Here is a 17,517-nt window from a genome sequence, read left to right as displayed (position 1 = left end):
GAATTTCAGTTACTTTTAGCAATAAGGATAAATTTAGTTAAACCAATTCAGCATGAAAACATTAAAGCTTCTAATCTTCGCGTTTTTGTTAACAATTAGCAGCTCTTGCAAGGAGGACCCAAAGGAAGTTCTGGATAATTCCGACCCCATAGTGTCTACCTACTATTTTATCCGTCACGCAGAGAAAGACCGGAGCAATCCTGAAGATATTGACCCGGAATTAAATCAAAAAGGATTGGGGAGAGCCATGCACTGGGCAGAAATCCTTAACGAAGTCTCCCTGGATGCGGTCTATACAACAGATTACGAAAGGACTCGAATGACGGCTGCTCCCGTTGCCATCAAGCAGGAAATCACTGAACAGTACTACGACCCGGGGAATCTGGATATTCAGGCATTTCAAATGGAAAACCTCGGGAAAAACGTACTTGTGGTAGGTCACAGCAATAGTACACCAGCCATGGTCAATAGAATGATTGGAGAAGAGAAATATGACTCCATGGATGATTATGACAACGGAAGTCTTTTTATTGTCACCGTGGTTAACGGCAAGGCCATAGACCAGCGACTGGTTTTTAATTGTAACTGCCCGGATTAACCTGTATATCCCGAATTTCGATGCGGGAAAGCAACTCCAGCTCGCCTTTCATAAACAACGAATCCAGTTCATAAACACTTACTTCATCTGAAGTTGGTTTGTAATTCAGATAATCTACAAAGCGGATACCGCCTATATAGCGTTCATTTAAGGCCTTTCTGAAACGCAAACCCCCACCATTTACATGAAACTCATAGGCCAGGTAGTCCGGTTTGTTGCTTTTCCTGTCAAACCAATAAACATAAACATCATCAAAATCATCACCTCCCCCTTCTTCCCTGAAGGTTACTTCAACCTTGTGGTACAATTTTCCGTCAATGAGTACCTCTCCAAGGTACTTCTTCATTACAGCCGGATCGTTTAATCCATAGGGCAATCGTGCAAAGTAATGAACTGAATTGACGGAATTGGCATATTTTACGGCCATGGTATCCGGGACCGCCACAACACTCCCATTTATCCTTCTTGTAAAACTTCCTCCCTCAAGCACATCCAGCACTTCGGCACTATCCTTAACAAAGGATCGGCTTAGTACTTTTCCCCGGGCCCCTCTCTCACTGGCATACAGGATATCCCTGAACCGGAAGCTTACACGTAAAGAATCGTAATATGCCCCGCCTGATACCTCAATTGCCTTATCAATTATTGCCTGGGGATTACCGCCCAAATCAGTATCCTGACAAGCCCATACAACGAAACCAAAAAGAACCCAAATAACTTTTCTCATGTCCTTATTTTAGGAAATATTCGTAATAATCCGAATAACATTACAATTAATTTCAGAAATATGGGGAAATTATGAAAATGTGCATTGCCCTTTTGTTCTTATTTTTGCCATGATATGCAGAAAAACATTAACATAAAAAACAAGCGGGCTCGTTTCGAATACGAATTGCTGGATACCTATACAGCGGGCATTGTTCTATCCGGGACAGAAATTAAATCTATCCGTTTGGGAAAGGCTTCCATCTCCGAGAGTTTCTGCGAATTCAACGACAAGGGCGAATTATTTGTGATTAACATGCAGGTAGATGAATACGCCCACGGCTCACATTATAATCACAAACCCAAAGCCGAAAGAAAATTGCTGTTAAACAGACAGGAACTTAAAAAACTGCACAAGGAAGTAAAAGCTTCGGGGCTAACTATAGTGCCACTTAATCTTTTCATCAACGATCGCGGGCTCGCCAAAATCAAGATTGCCCTGGCCAGGGGGAAAAAGCTTTACGACAAAAGGGAGGCCTTGAAAGAGCGGGATACCAAGCGAAACCTTGACCGCATCAAGAAAGATTACAGGAAGTAATCAAGATTTAATTCTTATCCTCCAGCAAAGGCACGAAACGATAGGCCCCGTATTCCAACTTTTCAAAGGCCTTCTCTGATTTACGCGTAACTACTGTCATGATTTGTTCTTCCTCACCTACGGGGATAACCAGCTTTCCCCCGACCTTTAATTGAGCCAGCAATGCCTTTGGGATCTGCGGTGCACCGGCAGTTACAACAATACCGTCAAACGGAGCTTCTTCGGGCAATCCTTTGTATCCATCACCAAAGACCATTTTTTTGGGACGGTAACCCATTTTATCGAAGAAAAGCCTGGTTTTTTTAAACAATTCCAGTTGCCTCTCAATGGTGTATACTTTGGCCTTTAACTCCAGTAGCACTGCGGTTTGGTAACCGCTACCCGTTCCAATCTCAAGAATTTTCTGGTTGGGACGTACCTCCAGCAATTCAGTCTGGCGGGCCACAGTGTAAGGCTGGGAAATGGTCTGGTCTGCAGCAATGGGAAAGGCTTTGTCCTGATAGGCGTGTCCTTCAAAGCTGCTATCCATAAAAAGGTGCCTGGGTACGTTGCGTAAAGCCTGCAAAACCAGCTTATCCACTATTCCTTTGGATGCGACAATATCCACAAGCTTATTGCGCATTCCCCTATGTTTGAGGGTGTCCTTCAACCTTTTTTCTTTTGGAATACTAAATTATATAATTGCCTGAAATCAACCTACTGATTCCCCTTCAGGATTCAGGTAATGTTGAATTTATCCCCTATTTTTGACAAAACAAAAATCCATGCTAAAAGTTGGTGTGCTGGGAGCAGGACATTTAGGAAAAATTCACCTTCGCCTTCTGCAGGAATCCCCGGAATATGAATTGATCGGTTTTTACGATCCCGATGCCATTAATGGCAAACAGGTCTCGGAGGAATTCGGTTATCCCTACATCGAGAACCTCAACAAACTTATTGAGGAGGCAGACGTTGTAGACATCGTTACCCCTACCCTTTCCCATTTTGATTGTGCTAAGAAGGCCATGGAAAATGGAAAACATATTTTTATTGAAAAACCCATCACCAATACACTCGAAGAAGCCGAAGAACTCCTGAATCTGCAGGAGCGATACGGGGTTAAAGGGCAGGTAGGCCACGTGGAACGCTTTAACCCTGCTTTCATGGCCATAAGGGAAAGTATCACCAACCCTATGTTTATAGAAACACATCGGCTCGCTGAATTTAATCCCAGGGGTACAGATGTCCCTGTGGTTCTGGACCTGATGATCCACGACATAGACATCATTCTAAGCGTAGTGAATTCGGAGGTAAAGCAAATCAATGCCAGTGGGGTTTCGGTAATCAGCAAATCACCGGATATTGCTAATGCCCGTATAGAATTTGAAAACGGTTGCGTAGCTAACCTAACCTCCAGCAGGATTTCCCTGAAAAACATGAGGAAATCCCGTTTTTTCCAGCGAGACGCATACATTTCTGTGGATTTTCTGGAAAAAAAGGTGGAAGTGGTGAGAATGAAGGATGCCCCCGAAGAACCCGGAGCCTTTGATATGATCCTGCAAAATGCGGAAGGTGAGAAGAAACAGATCTACTTTGAAAATCCGGACATTAATATGAACAATGCCATTAAAGATGAGCTGGAAACCTTTGCAAATGCCATAAATGAAGATACCAAACCCCTGGTATCATTGGAAGAAGGTACTAAAGCACTGAGAGTGGCGCTTCAAATAATTAATTCATTTGAAAAAACAGCAGTATGATTAAACAAATTGCCGTTATTGGAGCTGGAACTATGGGGAACGGAATAGCCCATGTCTTTGCTCAGCACGGGTATAGCGTCAACCTGATCGATATTAACGACGCTGCTTTGAATAAAGGTCTGGGAACCATTTCCAGGAATCTTGACCGCATGATAGCAAAAGAGAAAATCTCCCAGGCGGAAAAAGATGAAACCCTTGCCCGAATAGGGCGGTTTACCAGTCTTGCAGAAGGTGTAAAAGGGGTGCAACTGGTAGTAGAAGCAGCTACTGAAAAGGTATCCCTTAAACTCGAGATATTCAAGGAATTAGATGCCCTTTGCCCCCCGGACACCATATTGGCCACTAACACCTCATCCATATCCATAACCCAGATAGCTGCGGTAACACAGTATCCCGAACGGGTAATAGGGATGCATTTTATGAACCCTGTCCCCATTATGAAACTCGTTGAAGTTATTCGAGGATATAACACTTCTGACGACGTCCTCCAAACCACAATGGAGCTCTCGGCAAAAGTCTCGAAAATCCCAACAGAGGTAAACGATTATCCTGGCTTTATCGCAAACCGCATCCTGATGCCCATGATCAACGAGGCAATAGAATCACTATACCAGAGCGTAGCTGGTGTTGAAGAAATTGACACCGTTATGAAACTGGGCATGGCCCATCCTATGGGGCCTTTACAATTAGCTGATTTTATTGGACTCGATGTTTGTTTATCCATCCTGAATGTAATGTATGAAGGGTTTAAGAACCCCAAATACGCTCCCTGCCTATTGCTGGTAAATATGGTTACTGCAGGAAAGTTGGGGGTTAAGTCAGGGGAAGGGTTCTACGATTACAGCGAGTCGCGAAAAGCAGAGCGGGTAGCCAAGCAATTCCAGAGCTGATATGCCAGAGATCAAACCTTTCAAAGCGATCCGGCCCACTCCGGACAAGGCTGCATTTGTCGCTTCACGCTCCTATGAAGAGTACTCTAAAAAAGAGCTGGAGGCAAAACTAAGCTATAATCCTTTTTCCTTCCTTCACATTATAAATCCCGGATTTAAATACGATAAAAAAGTGTCTGGAAATGAACGGTTCCGGCTTGTAAGGAACCGATATATGGAATTTTTGGAAGACGAGGTTTTTATGAAAGATCCCGAGCCAAGTTTCTATATCTACCGGGTTGAAAAAAATGCATATCGCTGTACGGGTTTCTTTTGTGCGACCAGCATAGCTGATTATGAGAATGGAATCATCAAAAAGCACGAGGCAACCATTGCCCGCAGGGAAAAGTTGTTTGCCGATTACCTGGAAATTGTTCGTTTTGAGGCAGAGCCGGTCCTTATGGCCTATAAGGACAATGCTTCAATCAGCGCTATTCTGGAGAGTACCACGAGGCATACCCCCGCTTATGAGTTCACCACACCAGACCGTATTAAACACAGCCTTTGGGTAATATCAGACCGCAAAGTCCTTCAAACGATACAGCAGGAGTTTAGCGGCATGGATTCACTTTACATTGCTGATGGTCATCACCGAAGTGCATCTTCCTGCCTCTTAGGGAAAACCCTTAAAGATAAAAATCCTGAACATTCCGGTAAGGAGGCTTATAACTACTTTATGAGCTACCTGATACCCGAATCCGATATTAGGATATTTGAATTCAATAGGATGGTCAAAGACCTGAATGGACTAAGTAAAAAAGAGTTCCTGGTACGGCTGGACGAAAGTTTTCGGATCAAGAGATATGGAAATGAACTCTATAAACCCGGGAAGAAACATCATTTTAGCATGTACCTCGATGGGGAATTTTATTCCCTGTACCTACGGAAAAGGGCCTATAATTTTACCGATTCCCTCAGCAGACTGGATACACAGATCCTTTACAAAACAATCCTTGAACCTGTTTTAGGGATACAGGATCTCAGGAACGACAAGCGCATACAATATGGTTACGGCAAGCACAATGTGCTAAAGATGAAAGATGCCATTGACCGTGGTGATTTCGAAGTGGGCTTCGGACTGCTTCCGGTAAATATTGATGAAATCAAGGCAATAGCCGATGAAGGCCTGGTTATGCCTCCCAAAAGCACTTATATTGAGCCCAAACTAAGAAGCGGACTTACGGTTTATGACCTTTCGGATACCCTTTCCTGACAAAGATTAATTTACTAAGTTAACACATGTCAATTGCAGAAAACCTCCTGAAAATAAAATCGGCTTTACCAGAGCATGTATCCCTTGTAGCCGTCTCAAAAACAAAATCTGCCGAGGATATCCTGCAGGCCTATTCGAGCGGTCAGCGGGTATTTGGTGAAAACCGTGTTCAGGAGATGGTTGAAAAACACGAGATCCTGCCCGGGGATATTGAATGGCACATGATTGGGCATGTGCAGCGAAATAAGGTAAAATATATGGCCCCTTTTGTGAGCCTTATTCATGGGGTAGACAGCCTCAGGTTATTAAAGGAGATCAATAAACAGGGGCAGATATACGGAAGGAAATTAGCCTGCCTGCTTCAGGTCCATATAGCTGAAGAATCCAGCAAGTTTGGATTTGATGAAGAAGAACTTCAAACCCTGGCTTCATCTGCTGAACTTGAAAAGTTAGAATACGTAAAAGTATTGGGCCTTATGGGCATGGCCACATTCACCAGCGATATGGAACAGGTACGTCGGGAATTCAAAGGCCTTAAAACGCTGTTTAACAAGCTTCAGAACAGTATCCCGGAATTGAAAATCCTATCGATGGGCATGAGCGGGGATTACAAGATTGCTATAGAAGAAGGAAGTAACATGGTAAGGATCGGAAGCAGTATCTTTGGAGCAAGAAATTAGTTGTCTCTGAGAGATGCGATATTATGTACACTATTCTGGACATAGAAACCACTGGGGGGAAATACGATGAAGAGGGTATTACGGAAATAGCCATCCATAAATTTGACGGACATCGTGTTGTAGACCAGTTCATCAGCCTGGTAAATCCGGAGCGGGAAATTCAGCCCTTTGTGGTAAAGTTAACGGGCATCAACAGTAAAATGCTCAGGACCGCCCCAAAATTTCATGAGGTAGCTAAAAGGATTGTAGAGATTACTCAGGGCACTGTTTTGGTAGCCCATAATGCCCAATTCGATTACCGTATCCTTCGTACCGAATTCCGCAGGCTGGGCTATAATTTTGAGAGGAAAACCCTTTGCACTGTGGATCTTTCCAAACGCCTTATCCCAGAAGCCGAATCTCACAGCCTGGGTAAACTGGTAAGGTCACTGGGAATACCCGTAAGCGATCGGCATCGGGCCAACGGGGACGCACTGGCCACTTTAAAGCTCTTTAAACTATTACTGTCCCGGGATTCCGACAAGAGTATCATTAAACGGGTAATTCGTGCTGAAAGTTTGGGTGAACTCACTCCCAGGCAGCTCGATATTGTGGATGATATGCCCCTGGAAACAGGCGTATATTATATGTACAACAAAGAAGGTGACCTGATTTTCCTGAGTCACAGCACAAACATCAGGAAAAGGGTAAATCAGCATTTCACAAATAGTGGCAGCTGGGCCCGGACTATACAGAAGGAAACACGGAAAGTTACTTTTGAAATAACCGGAAGCGAACTTGTAGCCCGATTAAAGGCTGAGGAGGAGCGACAACGGAATAAGCCCAAATACAACGCCCCGGAAAACAAGCAGGTAAAGATCCTGGAACAGCAGCGTGTGGTTCAGGGATTTTACCAGGAAATTGACCTCGCAAACAACAGTATATTGCTTATTGATAAAGGGCGCGATGTAGGTGAACGCAGTGCCGTTTTACTTAAAAATGGTGTATTCAAAGGATTGGGTTTTTACAACCTGAACCATCAAATCAATAATATTCATATCTTAGAAAAAATCATTACCCCTATGAAAGGAAGTCCAGCAAGCGGACGGATCATCAGTACTTACCTTCAGGAAAAAAGGGTTTTGAAAGTAATTGAATTGAATTAGTACTTTGGAAGGAGAAGCACAAGCAAAAAGGGACTGGAAGTTTAAACTGCACGAGATCATCTACGGCACACATACCCCGGCAGGCAAGCTATTTGACATTGTTTTGCTTGTAGTAATCCTATATAGTGTAATCATCGTAATGCTGGAAAGTGTTCCTCGTTTTGATGAACGCTACCACGATTTCCTGGACATTTCAGAATGGGTGGTAACCATACTCTTTACCGTGGAATATGTTCTGCGGATTATTTGTATCAGAAGGCCGAGCAAATATATATTCAGCTTCTTTGGTATCATTGACCTCCTTTCCACAATCCCGAAATACCTGTCCTACCTGGTAGTAGGTTCTCAATATTTTGCGGCCCTGCGGGCATTGAGGCTACTCAGGGTTTTCCGTATCCTGAAGCTGGTTCGGTTTGTGGGTGAATCCAATAATTTACTGAGGGCACTGAAAGCCAGCAGAACCAAAATTTTCATTTTTGTTTTCTTCGTGTTGATTGTATCCATTTTACTCGGAACCATAATGTACCTGGTTGAGGGGCCGGAACACGGGTTCAACAGTATTCCCCACAGTGTTTACTGGACTATTGTAACCCTGACCACTGTTGGTTACGGGGACATCTCACCGGAAACCGGATTTGGGCAGTTCATCGCAACACTGATTATGATCATCGGTTATGGGATCATTGCGGTACCCACCGGAATTGTCACTGTAGAATTCTCAAGGCAAAAATCCAAAGAGACCGGGGAAAATCGTGAAAGAATCTGTGAGAGCTGCCTTGCAGAAGATCATGCAGAAACTGCCAATCATTGCTACCATTGTGGCAGTCCATTAGCATGAATAAATTCCTAATAACTGTAATTGGGCCCACGGCCATCGGAAAAACAGCTTTAGCAGTTTCCCTGGCTAATCATTTCGATACGGTGATCATTTCTTCAGATTCCCGTCAGTTTTACAAAGAAATGTCCATAGGAACCGCAGTTCCAACCACTGCAGAAAAAAAGGGCATCCCTCATCATTTTCTACAGCACGTGAGCATAACTACACCCTACTCCGTAGGTGATTTTGAAGCAGAGGCACTTCAAATGATCCACAATCTATTTCAAACCCATGATACTTTAATCCTGGTAGGTGGGAGCGGACTTTATACGGACGCCGTATTAAAGGGGCTGGACACATTTCCAGAAGTTTCGCCAGGTGTCAGGGAGGAATTGAACCAGACCCTGGAGCAAAAAGGGATTTCGGCATTGCAGCAGGAGTTAAAAGCACTTGACCCAGAGTATTTCCAAAGGGTTGATATCCAGAATCCACACAGACTAATCAGGGCGCTTGAAGTTTGTAAAAGCAGCGGCAAACCCTATTCGAGCTTTCTGGGAAAACCTAAAGCAAACCGGCTTTTTAAGCCTGTTGTAGTAGGGCTTAAAGCAGAGCGCGAAATTCTCTACGAACGAATACATGCCCGGGTAGACCAAATGATGGCTGATGGCCTTCTGGAAGAAGTAAAAAAGCTACTGCCTTACAAGGATTATAATGCGCTACAAACAGTGGGATACCAGGAGCTATTTGCTTTCCTTGAGGGTGTCTGCAGCAAGGAAACTGCTGTGGAAACGATTAAAAAGAACACCCGAAGGTTTGCCAAAAGGCAACTGACCTGGTATCGGAAAACCACAGGGGTTCACTGGTTCGATTATCAAACCCCCCACCATGAAATAGCCACGGTGCTCGAAGAAAAAATTGATTTGATGAAATGAGGGAAGGAAGGGGCACGGTTTTTTTTGTAATGGGTGTTTCCGGATGTGGAAAATCTACCGTAGGCAGATTGCTGGCAAAGGAGTTGGAGCTGCCATTTTTTGACGGGGACGATTATCACCCTAAATCCAATATCGACAAAATGTCTAAGGGAAAACCCCTGGATGATAATGACAGGTTGCCCTGGTTACAAAGCATAAACAGGCTTGCCATGGAGCATGCTGACTCCGGTTGTGTGATTGCCTGCTCTGCCTTAAAAGTCAAATACAGAAAAATACTGGTCGAAGGATTACCCCGCGTATTTTGGATATTCCTCAAAGGAGATTACAGCACTATTTTGGAGCGTATTAAAAAGCGTTCTGGTCACTTTATGCCTGAAGAATTGCTGCGTTCACAGTTTGACGCGCTTGAACTCCCGGATAATGCCATCCATGTAACCGTAGAGCTCTCACCTCCTGAACAAGTGGATGAAATAATCCGGCAATGGGAATCGAACAAAAAAAGCGGCTGAACGCCGCTTTTTTGGTATAGTTTGTAGTGATTATCCGTTCTTAACTACCAGCCGGAATCCTTCCCCATGTATATTCAGAATTTCCACAGAGTCGTCCCGCTTCAGGTATTTGCGCAATTTGGCTATGTAAACATCCATACTCCTGGAGGTAAAATAGTTATCGTCCCTCCAGATCTTGGTGAGTGCCAGTTCCCTGGGCATAAGGTCGTTCTCATGCAGTGCAAGCAACCTTAATAATTCATTTTCCTTGGGAGATAGTTTTATGGGCTCTTCCTCTTTGTATTTGAGAAAACGCAATTTGGAATTCAAATGGAAATTTCCAATCTGGAATTCAAACTGCTTGCTGTCTGCAAGGGTGTTGGAGGCCTTTCGCTGAAGGATTGCCTTGAGTTTCATCAAAAGCACCTCCGAATCGAAGGGTTTATTGAGGTAGTCATCTGCACCCGCCTTGTAACCCTTAAGCACATCTTCCTTCATGGTTTTTGCTGTCAGGAATATGATTGGAACATTCTCATTCTTCTCACGAATTTCCTTAGCCAGGGTAAAGCCATCCTTGTAGGGCATCATTACATCCAGAATGCAAATGTCGAAGTTGTCTTTTTTGAACTTTTCAAATCCTTCCATCCCATTTTTGGCAAGGGTTACATCAAAATCGTTCATAGAGAGGTAATCCTTCAGTACAATTCCAAAATTGGGATCGTCTTCTACCAAAAGAATTTTCTTCTGAGCTGTTTCCATAATTGTCTATATTAAGGGCAGTTTGATGAAGAAAGTACTACCTTTTCCTTTCTCGCTTTCTGCATAAACCTCACCCTGGTGATCTTCTACTATTTTTTTCACATAGGCCAAACCTAGCCCATGTCCTTTTACATTGTGTATGTCTCCGGTATGTTCCCGGTAAAATTTTTCAAATACCTTTTTCAGTACAGCCTTGCTCATCCCAGCTCCCTGATCTTCGATCCGGATTACGAAGTAATTCTTGACTGTGTTGGTAAATACATCGATCTTTGGGGCTTCAGGCGAATATTTAACCGCATTGTCCAGGATATTCACCAGTACATTCCCAAAATGCACATCGTTGGCCAATACCTCATCCCTGCCTGCTTCCAGATGCGCGTTAACGTATCCCCCGCGATCAGCAACTATCAGTTCAATGTGAGAGATGGCCTTTTTAATTAAGTCGTGCATATTAACCCGATCCTTACGAATATCCAGCTGGTTTTTTTCCAGTCGTGAAATCCTGAGCACATTCTCCACCTGTGCATTCATGCGCTTGTTCTCGTCGCGAATCATCCCCAGATAGCGCTGCACTTTTTCCTGGTCTCCGATCACCTGCGGGTTCTTTATGGCCTCAACCGCCAGATTGATGGTGGCAATAGGCGTTTTGAACTCATGCGTCATATTGTTGATAAAATCACTCTTGATCTCAGATATCTGTTTTTGCCTGATTAACTGGTAAATGGCACTCGAATAGGCCACTACTATGATCAAAGTGAAAAGAAGCGAAAGGAACGCCATTCCCACTACTGATCGCAATAGGAATTTCTTTTTCCTGGGAAAGGAAAGCAGAAGAGAAAAATCGCTTTTTCCTTCACTACTCTTAAATATAGGCGCCTGATACAACTGGGTCTCGGCAAACTTGAAACGCCTTGATTTTACTTTTGTAGGCAGGCCACGACTGTAAATACCATATTCGTACTCAAGGTCCAGGCCATTGTTGGCCAGTTCCTGGTCCAGTAACAATTCTATCTCCTTCTTGCTTATCCTGTTATGAATCGGTATCCTTTTCGCGTATTCCCGGTAGACATCATCAAATGCCGCCCTGTCTATGGCCGACAACCCTCCTACTTTTTCAAGTTTCTGGATGGGATTGAGTTTATACCGCCTGCCATCAAGTCCGTATTCCTCCTTGAAAATAGTAGTAGTACGCTTGCTGGTAATGTTGGTAATAGTCGTAGAATCCGTAACGTCTGTACTGTCTGTATTATCAAAGAACGTCGATGCGATATTGTAATTCTCTTCCAGTATCCCGTGTGAATAAAACAGGATTTCGTTGGAATTCAAATCGCGATCAATGAAAAAGATATTGCTCAGCTGGGAGCTTTTAAATTCCCCCAGGCTGTCCCTCAGTCTCAGGAATTTTTCCGAGTAATTATTGATTTCGCGGGTTTCGATTTTATCAGTAACCCTGTTCAGTACCTCGGCTACAATATTGGAGAACTGTTCTTCCTTGTCTTCTACGGAACGTTTAATCCAATACAATTGAACTGAAATGATCCCAATAAGAGAAAGGCTCATTAATATGACCAGAAGAACAAATAATCTCTTATTCATTGTTCGCGTAAAATTAAAAATTTAACATTTAGAGCTTCCCCTGTTTAACCTAAACTTAACAAAAATGTTAAAATACCGGAATATCTATAATTCAAGGAGTTCTGCATGGATAGCAGCCACTTTCTCCTGGGTTTTTGTGAGTTCTAAATTCTCAATTACAAAATCTGCAAATTGAGCTTTTTTGGAATCTTCCCACTGGTGTTGCATGCGCTCCAGTATGGCTTCACGGGAACTGGAGTCCCTCTTAAGGATGCGGGCTATGCGCTCTTCCAGGGGAGCGGTTACCAGGATCATCTTATCGAAGGCTTCGTGGGAGCCATTCTCAATCAGGATAGCCGCCTCCTGAATAACATAAGGAAAATCCTGTTGAGAGGCCCATTGCTTAAAATCTTCTTTTACAGCAGGATGAACCAGTGCATTTAGTTTTTGGAGCAGTTCCGGCAGAGCAAAGACCCTTTCTGCTATAAAATTTCTTTGCAACTGACCATTTTTATAGGCTTCTTCTCCCAAAAGATCGATGATCTGAACCCTTAATTTTTTGGAAGTAACCATTAATTCCTTTGCCCGTTTATCACTATTGTATACAGGGACCCCCAGCGCTTCGAACATTCTGCTTACTGTGGTCTTGCCACTCCCTATTCCTCCGGTAAGGCCTACAATTTTCATTGGCGTATCAGCAGGTATTCCACCTTCTCCGTTATAAGCTGAACGCTCTGAACAGCCTCAGGTTGCTGTTGAATCTTAACCGGCAGGGTTTTTATTCCTTCTCGTATATCTCCATAATCAACAGCCACAGAAAACTGACTGACATCCAGTTCTTTAAGCGTTTCCAGTTCTGCCCTGCAGAGTATCTCTATGGTATTGGGAAATATTTTGATTGTAGTACTTTCTGGCAGGTTCAGGATGGAAACCGGCACACTGACTATCTTTTCCGAAAACCGGAAAACGGATGCGCTAAGCACTACCTTTTCGGTCTCCAGGTTTATGGAGGTCCATTCTTCCGGAATCATCAGTGGCACTTCCCTGCTGAAATCTTCCTCCAAATCCTTCAGTTCTATAGTTTCAGTGGTTACAGCAGTTATTTCGGCCAATTCGTTTTCAGGCCCCCTTAACAATATACTATCCGGGGAAATTTCTACAGGCCCTTTTAGGAGGTAATTTTGTGCAAGATTCAGGTTGAGATCAGCCTTAACAGGCACCATTCTCGAAACAAGCCCGTATAATTCCAGAAACAAGGTATCCCGGTCTACCTCCTGCAACCTTATGGAGCCAGATAGCTGCTGTTCCATTTGTCTCCGGTATTCAGCAGGGCTGATGTAATACCGGCCTCCCCTTTGCCTGACTTTTGACACATCAATATTGATCTGATTTCTCCTGAAACCTGAGCCAAGCATCTGAAATCCACTGGTTTGCACCAGGGTCGAAATAGTGCCTTTTGAACTCGATGTGAGTAGAAGGGAGTCCGGAACATTTTGGAATACAATTTCAAAAGTGGTTCTTTCTGTGTAGTTCTCCGAAAGTTTGCTAATCAACCAGATCAAAAAAGAGCAGAATAAAAAAACCAGGAAAATCTGCAACTTCCTTTTATCCACTCTTTTTTTTGATTGTGCTGTCATTCATCGACCTTTTGAAAAAACAGATTGGGAAATACAACCTGTGCTTCTTTACCGCTAAAATTAACCAAGATAGACGACTTTAGAAAACCGTATCCGTAAGCAGTGAACTGGACCAATACAGCCCAAAGGGCAAATAGGGCCACTTTTGGTTGTTTGTATTGGATCAGACAGTCTACGAAAAGGGTTGCAAAATAAAGCAGGTAGAGCGCCAGAGGTAAATAGAATTCAACCGTGACGAGTAATAAGGATGCGATCAACCCCAGGATAAACAAGGAAGGAAACCAGTAAGAAACCTTTGCCGATCCGGGGTGCCACTTATTTAAAATTGGCCTCACCAGGCCAAATTTATTCATCTGCTTGTAGAATTTGCCAAAGTCGATCCGCCTTTTGTGGAATACATGCGCTTCGGGTATAAGACGTGTCCTGAACCCTTTTTCCCACATACGCAGGGTTAAATCCGGGTCTTCTCCCGGATGAATATTTCCAAATCCACCGGTTTCTTCAAATACCTTACGAGAAAGGCCCATATTAAAACTCCTGGGCTGAAATTGTCTGGCTGCCGCTTTATGCCCCCTGATACCGCCTGTAGTAAACAGTGAGGTCATAACGTAGTTTATAGCCTTTTGCAAAGGGGAAAAATTTTTGTGAAAAGTATCTGGCCCTCCAAAACCATCCACATAATCTTCATTGAGCGCATCTGCAACCCGCTGCAGGTATGAAGGGGGTAGCATACAGTCTGAGTCCAGGAGGATGAAATAGTTACCATTAGCCTCGCGCATGCCGTAATTCCTGGAATCCCCTGGTCCCGTATTGCGTTTGGGCAGGTACAGAATATCTATCTTATCCTTATAAAAATTCACCACTTCCGCCGAGGGCTCCGTTGATCCGTCTTCCACAATGACCACTTCAAACCTGCCCTCATAAGTCTGGTTATGAATACTTTCCAGCAACTCCCGTATTTCCCCGGGCCTGTTGAATACTGGTACGACTATGGATAAAAACAGTTCCATGCAATAAAATCAATAATTACTCCATTTCCTGGAGTAAACAGGCATCAATAAGGTTTACTCCTAACTATTCGGAAAAGCGTTCGATAACTTCCTGACTAACCCCCGTATTGGAAAATCCGCCATCGTGAAACAGATTTTGCATGGTAACCTTGCGCGTCAGGTCAGAGAATAGACTAATAGTATAATCCGCGCAGTCTGCAGCGGTAGCATTTCCAAGAGGAGACATCAGTTCCGCATAGGCAATGAAACCATCAAAGCCTTTCACTCCCTTACCTGCAGTTGTTGGGGTTGGCGATTGAGAAACCGTATTAACCCTGACTTTCTTTTCCTTCCCAAAGAAATACCCAAAACTTCGGGCAACAGATTCCAGGTAGGCCTTGTTATCTGCCATATCGTTGTAATCAGGGAATGTTCGCTGAGCAGCCATATAGGTCAGGGCTACAATACTACCCCATTCGTTCATGGCATCTGCCTTGTAAAGGCTTTGCATAACCTTATGGAAAGAAAGGGCACTTACATCCCAGCCCTTGGTTGTAAAATCATATTTTTCATCGGTATAATGGCGTCCTTTACGCACATTGACTGACATACCAATGGAATGGAGCACAAAGTCCAGTTTTCCACCCAGGATCTCCATGGATTGGGTCACCAGCTTTTCCAGATCTTCCTCGCTGGTAGCATCCGCCGGGATGATTTCCGATTCGGTTTTACTCGCCAGTTCGTTGATCTGACCCATCCGCATAGCGATTGGAGCATTGGTGAGCACGAAGCGCCCGCCTTCTTCATAAACCCGTTCCGCAGTCTTCCAGGCGATTGAATTTTCATCTAAAGCTCCAAATATGATCCCCCTTTTTCCCTTTAGTAAGTTATGTGCCATTGTGTTTGAATTTGGTATTAGTTGGGGGCAAAGATATCAAAATTTGAGCTTGTTAATCCTTGAAAACCAAATAAGGTTTAAGGTAAGCAGGACTGTTATGACTAATTAATTCAACAACTGCCTCGCATGGGCAAGGGCCGATTCGGAAAGGGATTTGCCACCGAGCATCTCGGCCAGTTCCACGATACGTTCTTCAGGCTGCAGTTGCTTCATGCGGGTGTGAGTAACGCCTTCCTTATCTTCCTTGAATACCTTGAAATGCTGATCTCCCTTGGAAGCTACCTGAGGAAGATGGGTAATGGAAAAGACCTGCATTCTCCTGCTCATTTGCGTCATAATGTCGCCCATTCGGTTAGATACCTCCCCTGAAACCCCGGTATCTATTTCGTCGAACATCATGGTAGGAAGGTTTTCATATCTGGCCAGCACCGCCTTGATTACCAGCATGATGCGGGACAACTCCCCTCCGGAAGCCACTTTTTTCAACGGTTCGAATCCAGAACCCATATTGGCCGAGAAATCCATGATCAGGGAATCCTTGCCATTGCTGGCAAAATCAGGCAATTCCTGTAAAGAGACTTTAAACCGGGCATTGGGCATACCCAGCGGCTTCAACATGCTTTCCAGTTCGGAGACCAGGTTGGGGATTACCCTAGTCCTCTGTTCCCTCATGGACAAAGACATTTCTTCTAACTGTCTCCTGAGATTATCCAATGTTAACCGCATCTCCCCGATCTGACTGTCGAGATTGTTTGTATCCAGAACTTTATCCTCCAGTTCCTGTTTTATCTGCAATAACTCTTCCACGGTAGCTACTGCATGTTTTTTCTGAAGCGTGTATAACGACTGAAGAGTGGCACCTACTTTCTCAAGCCTTGCCGGGTCTACTACCTGGGATTCCTGCTGTTGTTCAATCTCTGCCGCCAGATCGTCCAGTTCAATATAAACTGAGTTAATCCGATCGGCAATGGTCTGGAAATGCTGACCAAAGGGGCTTAGCTTATTACAAATCTGTTTTAACTGCCCAAGGGTAGATAACAACCCCATTTGCTCATCCTGGAGCGTCTGAGAGGCCTGGGAGAGTTGTTCCAGTATCTCTTCCACATGAGTCAGTTGTTCATGCTCGGCTTCCAGGTCTTCCTGATTAACCCCCTCCAGCTTTGCCTCCTCTATCTCCTTTAACAGAAAACTGTGGTAATCATAATCTTTCAGGGCCTGTTGTTGCCTGTCTATAAGGGCTTGAAGCTGTTTTTCACCATCTCTGTACTCTGCTAGTTTCTCCCGGAAATCATGGAGAACCGCCCTATTGTTGGCCAGGGCATCAACTACTTTCATCTGGAAATCAGCCTCTGTAAGCTTAAGGGTCTGGTGCTGCGAATGGATATCAATCAACTGTCCGCCCAAAGCACTTAAAACATCCAGGGTAACCGGGGTGTCATTTATAAAAGCTCTGGACTTGCCACTCGGCAGTATTTCCCGCCTAAGAATCGAATGATCATCATAATCCAGTTCCTGGTTGGCAAAGAACTCCCTGAGGTTATAGGAACCTATCTCAAATTCAGCTTCAATAATACACTTGTTGTCCTGGTCCCTGAGTGTGGAACGATCTGCGCGCTTTCCCAGCACCAGGGACAGTCCGCCGAGAAAAATGGACTTACCTGCACCAGTTTCCCCGGTAATAGTTGTGAAACCGTGGGAAAATTTGACGTTCAGATCGTCAATAAGGGCATAGTTTTTTATAGAAAGCTGCTTGAGCAATGTGAATATCTTTATGGATATGTAAAGATAAAAGAATCGCCCTTTTTAGGAACAGGT

At 44.0% G+C, this 17,517-nt stretch carries 19 protein-coding genes; 10 read left to right on the top strand and 9 right to left on the bottom strand.

Annotated features, from left to right (window positions below):
* Positions 1 to 52: 52 nt before the first annotated feature.
* Complete coding sequence (locus OO016_RS07295) at positions 53 to 598, top strand: SixA phosphatase family protein (RefSeq protein WP_266012036.1); 546 nt, start codon at positions 53 to 55, stop codon at positions 596 to 598.
* On the opposite strand, the gene OO016_RS07290 is transcribed toward OO016_RS07295, so the two are convergent.
* Entirely contained in the window at positions 576 to 1,325 is a 750-nt protein-coding gene (locus OO016_RS07290) for a DUF6503 family protein (protein ID WP_266012035.1), read from the bottom strand. The two genes, OO016_RS07295 and OO016_RS07290, sit on opposite strands and share 23 nt — an antisense overlap.
* A gap of 114 nt (positions 1,326 to 1,439) precedes the next feature.
* Here OO016_RS07290 and smpB point away from each other — a divergent pair, with 114 nt between their 5' ends.
* Positions 1,440 to 1,901 (top strand): SsrA-binding protein SmpB, encoded by a 462-nt coding sequence (smpB, locus tag OO016_RS07285; RefSeq protein WP_266012034.1) that lies wholly within the window; start codon positions 1,440 to 1,442, stop codon positions 1,899 to 1,901.
* A gap of 7 nt (positions 1,902 to 1,908) precedes the next feature.
* On the opposite strand, the gene OO016_RS07280 is transcribed toward smpB, so the two are convergent.
* Positions 1,909 to 2,550: a protein-L-isoaspartate(D-aspartate) O-methyltransferase gene (locus OO016_RS07280; protein WP_266012033.1), complete on the bottom strand. Its 642-nt coding sequence runs from the start codon at positions 2,548 to 2,550 to the stop codon at positions 1,909 to 1,911.
* Positions 2,551 to 2,665: 115 nt separating this feature from the next.
* Between OO016_RS07280 and OO016_RS07275 the strand changes: the two genes are divergently transcribed.
* Genes OO016_RS07275 through OO016_RS07240 form a run of 8 tightly spaced genes read left to right on the top strand, consistent with a single transcriptional unit; the run spans position 2,666 to position 9,865 of the window.
* The gene (locus tag OO016_RS07275; protein ID WP_266012032.1) at positions 2,666 to 3,640 is read left to right on the top strand and encodes a Gfo/Idh/MocA family protein; all 975 of its coding nucleotides are present in this window, start codon (positions 2,666 to 2,668) and stop codon (positions 3,638 to 3,640) included.
* On the top strand, positions 3,640 to 4,530 hold the full coding sequence (locus OO016_RS07270) for a 3-hydroxyacyl-CoA dehydrogenase family protein (protein ID WP_266012946.1): 891 nt from the start codon (positions 3,640 to 3,642) through the stop codon (positions 4,528 to 4,530). The genes OO016_RS07275 and OO016_RS07270 overlap by 1 nt, the downstream gene beginning before the upstream one ends.
* A gap of 1 nt (position 4,531) precedes the next feature.
* Complete coding sequence (locus OO016_RS07265; protein WP_266012031.1) at positions 4,532 to 5,782, top strand: DUF1015 domain-containing protein; 1,251 nt, start codon at positions 4,532 to 4,534, stop codon at positions 5,780 to 5,782.
* 26 nt (positions 5,783 to 5,808) lie between these two features.
* Positions 5,809 to 6,462 (top strand): YggS family pyridoxal phosphate-dependent enzyme, encoded by a 654-nt coding sequence (locus tag OO016_RS07260; RefSeq protein WP_266012030.1) that lies wholly within the window; start codon positions 5,809 to 5,811, stop codon positions 6,460 to 6,462.
* Between the two features lie 23 nt (positions 6,463 to 6,485).
* Complete coding sequence (locus tag OO016_RS07255; RefSeq protein ID WP_266012029.1) at positions 6,486 to 7,607, top strand: exonuclease domain-containing protein; 1,122 nt, start codon at positions 6,486 to 6,488, stop codon at positions 7,605 to 7,607.
* A gap of 4 nt (positions 7,608 to 7,611) precedes the next feature.
* A complete protein-coding gene (locus tag OO016_RS07250) occupies positions 7,612 to 8,445 on the top strand; it encodes an ion transporter (RefSeq protein WP_266012028.1) in 834 nt (277 codons plus the stop codon).
* Complete coding sequence (gene miaA, locus OO016_RS07245) at positions 8,442 to 9,356, top strand: tRNA (adenosine(37)-N6)-dimethylallyltransferase MiaA (RefSeq protein WP_266012027.1); 915 nt, start codon at positions 8,442 to 8,444, stop codon at positions 9,354 to 9,356. Before OO016_RS07250 ends, miaA begins: the two co-directional genes overlap by 4 nt.
* Complete coding sequence (locus OO016_RS07240; RefSeq protein ID WP_266012026.1) at positions 9,353 to 9,865, top strand: gluconokinase; 513 nt, start codon at positions 9,353 to 9,355, stop codon at positions 9,863 to 9,865. Before miaA ends, OO016_RS07240 begins: the two co-directional genes overlap by 4 nt.
* A 30-nt stretch (positions 9,866 to 9,895) precedes the next feature.
* Here OO016_RS07240 and OO016_RS07235 read toward each other — a convergent pair whose 3' ends face one another.
* From OO016_RS07235 to recN, 7 genes are all read right to left on the bottom strand, one after another.
* Positions 9,896 to 10,603, bottom strand: coding sequence for a response regulator transcription factor (locus tag OO016_RS07235; RefSeq protein WP_266012025.1), 708 nt, complete (start codon positions 10,601 to 10,603; stop codon positions 9,896 to 9,898).
* A 6-nt stretch (positions 10,604 to 10,609) separates the two neighbouring features.
* Positions 10,610 to 12,199, bottom strand: a complete 1,590-nt coding sequence (locus tag OO016_RS07230) for a sensor histidine kinase (protein ID WP_266012024.1) — start codon at positions 12,197 to 12,199, stop codon at positions 10,610 to 10,612.
* 84 nt (positions 12,200 to 12,283) lie between these two features.
* Positions 12,284 to 12,865, bottom strand: coding sequence for a dephospho-CoA kinase (coaE, locus tag OO016_RS07225; protein WP_266012023.1), 582 nt, complete (start codon positions 12,863 to 12,865; stop codon positions 12,284 to 12,286).
* The gene (locus OO016_RS07220; RefSeq protein WP_266012022.1) at positions 12,862 to 13,815 is read right to left on the bottom strand and encodes a CdaR family protein; all 954 of its coding nucleotides are present in this window, start codon (positions 13,813 to 13,815) and stop codon (positions 12,862 to 12,864) included. Before OO016_RS07220 ends, coaE begins: the two co-directional genes overlap by 4 nt.
* Positions 13,812 to 14,825, bottom strand: a complete 1,014-nt coding sequence (locus tag OO016_RS07215) for a glycosyltransferase family 2 protein (protein WP_266012021.1) — start codon at positions 14,823 to 14,825, stop codon at positions 13,812 to 13,814. Before OO016_RS07215 ends, OO016_RS07220 begins: the two co-directional genes overlap by 4 nt.
* A 64-nt stretch (positions 14,826 to 14,889) precedes the next feature.
* Positions 14,890 to 15,702: an enoyl-ACP reductase FabI gene (locus OO016_RS07210; RefSeq protein WP_266012020.1), complete on the bottom strand. Its 813-nt coding sequence runs from the start codon at positions 15,700 to 15,702 to the stop codon at positions 14,890 to 14,892.
* Between the two features lie 105 nt (positions 15,703 to 15,807).
* A complete protein-coding gene (gene recN / locus OO016_RS07205; RefSeq protein WP_266012019.1) occupies positions 15,808 to 17,460 on the bottom strand; it encodes a DNA repair protein RecN in 1,653 nt (550 codons plus the stop codon).
* Between the last annotated feature and the right edge of the window lie 57 nt (positions 17,461 to 17,517).

This window comes from Lentiprolixibacter aurantiacus, assembly GCF_026241225.1.
Lineage (GTDB): Bacteria > Bacteroidota > Bacteroidia > Flavobacteriales > Flavobacteriaceae > Lentiprolixibacter > Lentiprolixibacter aurantiacus.
The sequence above is the reverse complement of the archived record's forward strand: the minus strand, read 5'-3'. Positions and strand labels throughout refer to the sequence as shown.